The sequence below is a fragment of the Cellulomonas septica genome (assembly GCF_012396155.1).
Taxonomy (GTDB): Bacteria; Actinomycetota; Actinomycetes; order Actinomycetales; family Cellulomonadaceae; genus Cellulomonas; species Cellulomonas septica.
Genome location: NZ_JAAXOY010000225.1, coordinates 1 through 4,996 on the forward strand (window position 1 = coordinate 1; position 4,996 = coordinate 4,996).

At 74.7% G+C, this 4,996-nt stretch carries 4 protein-coding genes and 1 pseudogene; all 5 read right to left on the reverse strand.

The genetic code is table 11. The annotated features are described in order from the left end of the window. A pseudogene (locus tag HGA02_RS10055) lies at window positions 1–191 on the reverse strand (succinate--CoA ligase subunit alpha); the annotation flags it as partial. A 309-nt stretch (window positions 192–500) separates the two neighbouring features. After that, a complete protein-coding gene (locus HGA02_RS10060; protein ID WP_168678889.1) occupies window positions 501–1,163 on the reverse strand; it encodes an N-acetyltransferase in 663 nt (220 codons plus the stop codon). A 102-nt stretch (window positions 1,164–1,265) separates the two neighbouring features. Further along, window positions 1,266–1,679: a hypothetical protein gene (locus tag HGA02_RS10065; protein WP_168678890.1), complete on the reverse strand. Its 414-nt coding sequence runs from the start codon at window positions 1,677–1,679 to the stop codon at window positions 1,266–1,268. A gap of 182 nt (window positions 1,680–1,861) precedes the next feature. Further along, entirely contained in the window at window positions 1,862–3,859 is a 1,998-nt protein-coding gene (locus HGA02_RS10070; RefSeq protein WP_168678891.1) for a beta-galactosidase, read from the reverse strand. A 61-nt stretch (window positions 3,860–3,920) separates the two neighbouring features. Continuing rightward, window positions 3,921–4,996 (reverse strand): glycoside hydrolase family protein (locus HGA02_RS10075; protein ID WP_210728405.1); only part of this gene is annotated, 1,076 nt, incomplete at its 5' end.

A 4,996-nucleotide genomic window follows, 5' to 3' on the forward strand; every position in this document is an offset into this window, starting at 1 on the left:
TCGGTGATGATGACGACGAGCGGGATGCCCGCGTCGACGGCCTCGACGACCGCACCCTTGGTGTGGGCGGGCGGCACGAAGATGACGGAGACGTCGGCACCGGTCTTCTCGATGGCCTCGGCCACCGTGCCCGCCGCCGTCGCCCCACCCGTGGAACCAGCCGCTGAACCACCCGCCGCCGTGCGCCGCGGGCGTCACGTCGGGTGTCGGGGGCACCACGGGGTCGGGGGTGCCGCCGGGCGCCGTGCCGCCGTCGACGACCGGCAGGATCACGGCCGCGGTCGCGGCGGTCTCCGTGTACCGGTCCTTGCGTCGCCATCCACCGAACAGAGTCATCGCGCACCCCTCGCCGAACGGGCCCGGCGGGCCGGGCGGACGGTCCCCGCGTCCCCGGGGGCGTGCACCCGGTGCGGGGTGTGACGAGGGCAGCATCCCACGCGGTCTTTCCCGGAGGGAAGGCTTCTCTTGACCTGAATTTGACCGGGGGTCAGGCGGTCGGGTCAGGCGGCCTTGCGCGGGTCGCGGGCCATCGGGATGATCCACGGCCCTTCCGGTGCGAGCGCGACGCGCGCGCTCGTCTCCGCGTACCCGAGCGCGGAGTAGTAGGTGACGTTGAGCGGCTTCGTGGTCTCGAGGTAGCCGGGCGCCTCACCCGCGTCGATGTCCGCGAACACGCGCGCCATGAGCAGCTTGCCGCGGCCCGCCCGCTGCAGGTCGGGCCGGACGCCGAGCGCCTCGACGTACCAGGCGTCCGCCGGGACGCCGTCCGCCGTGAGGTCGCCGAACTTGATCAGACCGAACGAGTGCTCGCGCGTGCGTAGCGCGATCGCGGCGATCCGGAACGCCTGCCGCCACCACCGGGCCGCCGTCATGGGGTAGCCGCCGGGTGCGTACAGCGCGACCGCGCCGGTGACCACGCCGTCGAGCTTCGTCACGTAGGTGAGGCCGTAGCGCAGGGCGTCGGACAGCGTCATCCGGTAGAGCGCGCGCAGCTCGGACTCGCGCCGCGAGTCCACGGGGAACAGGTGCCGGAATCCGGGGTCGTCGGCGAGCGCCGCGGCCAGGACGGCGGCGGCGGCGGGGAGGTCGGCGCGCGTGAGCGGCTCGACGACGTCAGGGGGAGCCGGCCGGGAGGCAGGCGGCTCGGACGGGGTCGCTGCCATGTGGCGCATCCTCACCGGGACAAGCGTCCAGTTGCAACCGGATCGTCCGGGTCGTGCGTCACACCACCGGGTGAAAAGTCAGACGTGGTGCCGCGGCCCAGGTCAGGCGCCCGCGGTCGCCACCGTGACGGCGATCACCGCGTCCGGCGCCGCCTCGACCTCGACCACATGCTCGACGCCGAGGTCGACCACGTCGCCCACCGTGACGTCACCGCCGGCCGCGGTCCGCGGGTCGCCGCCGCACGGGACGCCGCCATCCCACGTGCCGTCGAGGTACACGCGAGCGACGTCGCGCCCCGTGCAGGTCACGGTGACCGTCACGCCCGTCGCCGGGCGGTCCTGCGGGCTCACCACGACACGGACGCGGCCGGTCCCCGCCCCCCGGGCGAGCGTCGCGTCGGTCACGCCCTGCTCGGCCAGCAGCGCCCCGGGGTCGGGTGTGCGGGTCATGGGCAGGACCACCAGGACGACGACGGCCGCGACCGCGACCACCGCGCCCGCGACGACGCCGATCACGACCCCGCGACTCCGACCGCCGGCGCGCGCCGACCTGTCCCGAGCCGCAGTCCCCGCACCGTTGCCGACCATGCGCGTCCCCTCAGCCGCCACGGGCCCCCGTCGGCCCGTGGCGGTGATGGTAGGGGTGCGACGCCGTCCGTGGGCCGGAAATCCGCGGGAGAGCGGTCGCCCGGCGGCGACTACACCTGTTCGCGCAGCACCGCGTACCCGCCCGCGTGAACCTGGCCGCCGGCCGTCCGGCCCGTGAGGACCTCGCCCGGGGGCAGGTCCACCGGCGCGTCGGTGTGGTTGAGCACGAACAGCCACGAGCGGCCGTCGTCGGCCTCGCGGCGCGCGACCTCGACGCCCGCGGGCACCCCGGCGAGCACCGGCTCGACGCCGGCCTCGACCAGCAGCGCCTCGGTCAGCGTCCCGAGCGCCGCGTCGTCGAGGCGCGTCGCCAGGTACCAGGCGGACCCGTCGCCGACCGTCCGACGCGTCACGGCGGGACCGCCCGCGAGGTCGCCGTCGACGAACGTGCGCACGACCTCGGTCCCGTCCGCGGGGTGGATCCGCTCCGACCACACGTCGGCGACCGAGCCGTCGTCGAGCGTCAGCGTCTCGCCCTCCTGCAGCGCCCAGAACTCCTCGGTCCAGACGCCCAGCAGGTCGCGGAACGCGCCCGGGTAGCCGCCGAGCCGCACGTGGTCGTGCTCGTCGACGATCCCCGAGAAGTAGGTGACCAGCACGGTCGCGCCCGCGGCGGCCGCCGCGGCGATGTTCGCCGCGTCGGCGTCGGTCGTCACGTAGAGCGTCGGGACGACGACGAGCCGGTAGCCCGACAGGTCCGCCGACGGCGGCACGACGTCGACGCTCACGTGCCGCTCCCACAGCGCCCGGTAGTGCGCGAGCACGCGGTCGGGGTAGGTGACGTCGGTCGACGGGTGCGAGTCGAGCTCGACGCCCCACCACGACGGGTAGTCCCAGACGATCGCGACGTCGGACCGCACGCGCGAGCCCTTGACCTCGCCGATCGCCCTCAACGCCGCGCCGAGCTCGACCGTCGAGCGCCAGACGTCGGTGTCCGTCCCCGCGTGCGGCAGCATCGCCGAGTGGTACTTCTCGGCGCCCGCCGCCGACTGCCGCCACTGGAAGTACATGACCGCGTCCGCGCCGTGCGCGACGTGCGCGAGCGAGTGCCGCAGCATCTCGCCCGGCCGCTTGGTGCGGTTGCGGGGCTGCCAGTTCACGGCCGACGTCGAGTGCTCCATGAGCACCCACGGGTCGCCGCCCGCGACGCCGCGCGTGAGGTCGGCGCTCAGCGCGAGCTCGACGTGGGCGAGCGGGTCGTGCGCGCGCGTGTAGTGGTCGTTCGCGACCAGGTCGAGGTCGCCGGCCCACGAGAAGTAGTCCATCCACTTCGTGCCCGTCGACAGCATGAGGTTCGTCGTCGTCGGCACGTGCGGCGTGACCTCGCGCAGCACGTCGCGCAGCGCGCGGTAGTGCACGAGCAGCTCGTCGGAGGAGTACCGCGCGAAGTCGAGCTGCTGCGTCGGGTTGGGGTACGTCGGCGCGGAGCGCGGGGGCAGCACCTCGTCGAAGGAGTCGTACCGCTGCGACCAGAACGCCGTGCCCCACGCCGCGTTGAGCGCCTCGACCGTCCCGTACCGCGACTCGAGCCAGCGGCGGAACGCGGCGGCCGCGTCGTCGGAGAAGTCGTGCGGCACGTGGCAGCCGAGCTCGTTGTCGACGTGCCAGAGCGCGAGCGCGGGGTGCTCGCGGTACCGCTCGGCCATCCGGCGCGTCATCGCGACCGCGTACTCGCGCCACAGCGGCGCGGACACCCGGTACGCCTGCCGGCCGCCCGGGTGCAGCACCGTCCCGTCGGCCAGCTCGGGCAGCAGCTCGGGGTGCTTGCGGGTGAGCCACGGCGGCGGGCTCGCGGTCGCCGTCGCGAGCGCGACCTTGATCCCCGCGGCGGCGAGGCGGTCGAGGATGTCGTCGAGCCAGCCGAAGTCGTACTCGCCCGGACGCGGCTCGAGCTGCGCCCACGAGAAGATGCCGACGCTCACGAGCGTCACGCCCGCCTGCTGCATGAGCTCGACGTCCTCGACGCGGGTCGCGAGCGGCCACTGCTCCGGGTTGTAGTCGCCGCCGTAGGCGATGCCGTCGACGCCGAGCGGCCAGGGGTTCGTCATGGGAGTACCTCGCGGGGGTGGTGCGGTCGGGGTGCAGGGTCGAGCGTCGTGGGGGACCAGGTCAGGGGAGGGTGACGCGGCGCAGGTCGAGGTCGACGGGCTCGTCGCGGTCGCACACCAGGTGCCCGTCGACGACGCGCGCCACCGCCACCTGCACGACGGCCCGCCGGGTCGCGGGGGTCTCGCCGCCCGCAGCGCCGCCGACCGGGTCGTCGTCCGAGCGGGACGCGTCGTGCGCCGCCTCCAGCGTGCGTCCCTCGTCGGAGAACGGCGACACGAGGTGCGTGAAGTAGAAGATCCACGCGACGGGCTCGCCGGCCGCGTCGGACCCGACGACGACGTCGGCGTGGTGCCCGACCGACCCGTCGGCCGGGCGCCGGCCCGGGCGGTCGAGGACGTGCCCGTCGTACGTCCACGTGTCGAGGTCGGAGGAGCGGTGGACGGCCTGCCCGCGCCACTCGTCGACGAGCATCCAGTGCCACCCGCCGAGCATGAATACGTTCGGCCCCTCGTGCGGGCGGCCCGTGATGACCGGGCGCGACGGGCCCCACGACTCGAGGTCGGGCGAGTCCGCGCACCACGTCGACGAGCCCGCGGCCTCGTCCTTGAACCACATCCGGTACCCGCCGCCGGGGAGCGGCGCGACGCACGTGTCGATGACGCGGTCCGACGACAGCGGCACGACGCCGCGGTACTCCCACGTCACGAGGTCGTCGGACACGTGGTGCAGCACGTGCCGGTCGTGGCCCTCCCAGCGGTCGGGGACGCCGCGGATGTAGGAGACGAACATGTGGAACCGGCCCTCGGCGTGCACGACCTCGGGCGCCCAGAGCGTGTTGCGGCCGTCGTGCGGGTCGAGGCCCTGGACGACGCCGCGGTGCGTCCACGTGAGCCCGCCGTCGTCGGACGTCGCGACCGCGATGTCGGTGCCGTGCACCCACGTGACGCCCGGGCCGGGGTCGTCGGGGCGGCGCTGCGTCGCGAACAGCCACCACGTGCCGTCGGGGCCGCGGACCAGCGTCGGGTCGGTGGGCGCGCCGAGCGGGTCCGTGAACAGCGGCGCGGGTGCGACGCGTCGTACCGACGAGCCGTCCGTGGACGTGGCGCGGTCCGCCGAGGCGACGTCGTCCGTCGACG

Excerpts from the sequence above, each read along its gene's own strand:
- HGA02_RS10060 (WP_168678889.1), bottom strand. The coding sequence starts at position 1,163 with ATGGCAGCGACCCCGTCCGAGCCGCCTGCCTCCCGGCCGGCTCCCCCT.
- HGA02_RS10070 (WP_168678891.1), bottom strand. The coding sequence starts at position 3,859 with ATGACGAACCCCTGGCCGCTCGGCGTCGACGGCATCGCCTACGGCGGC.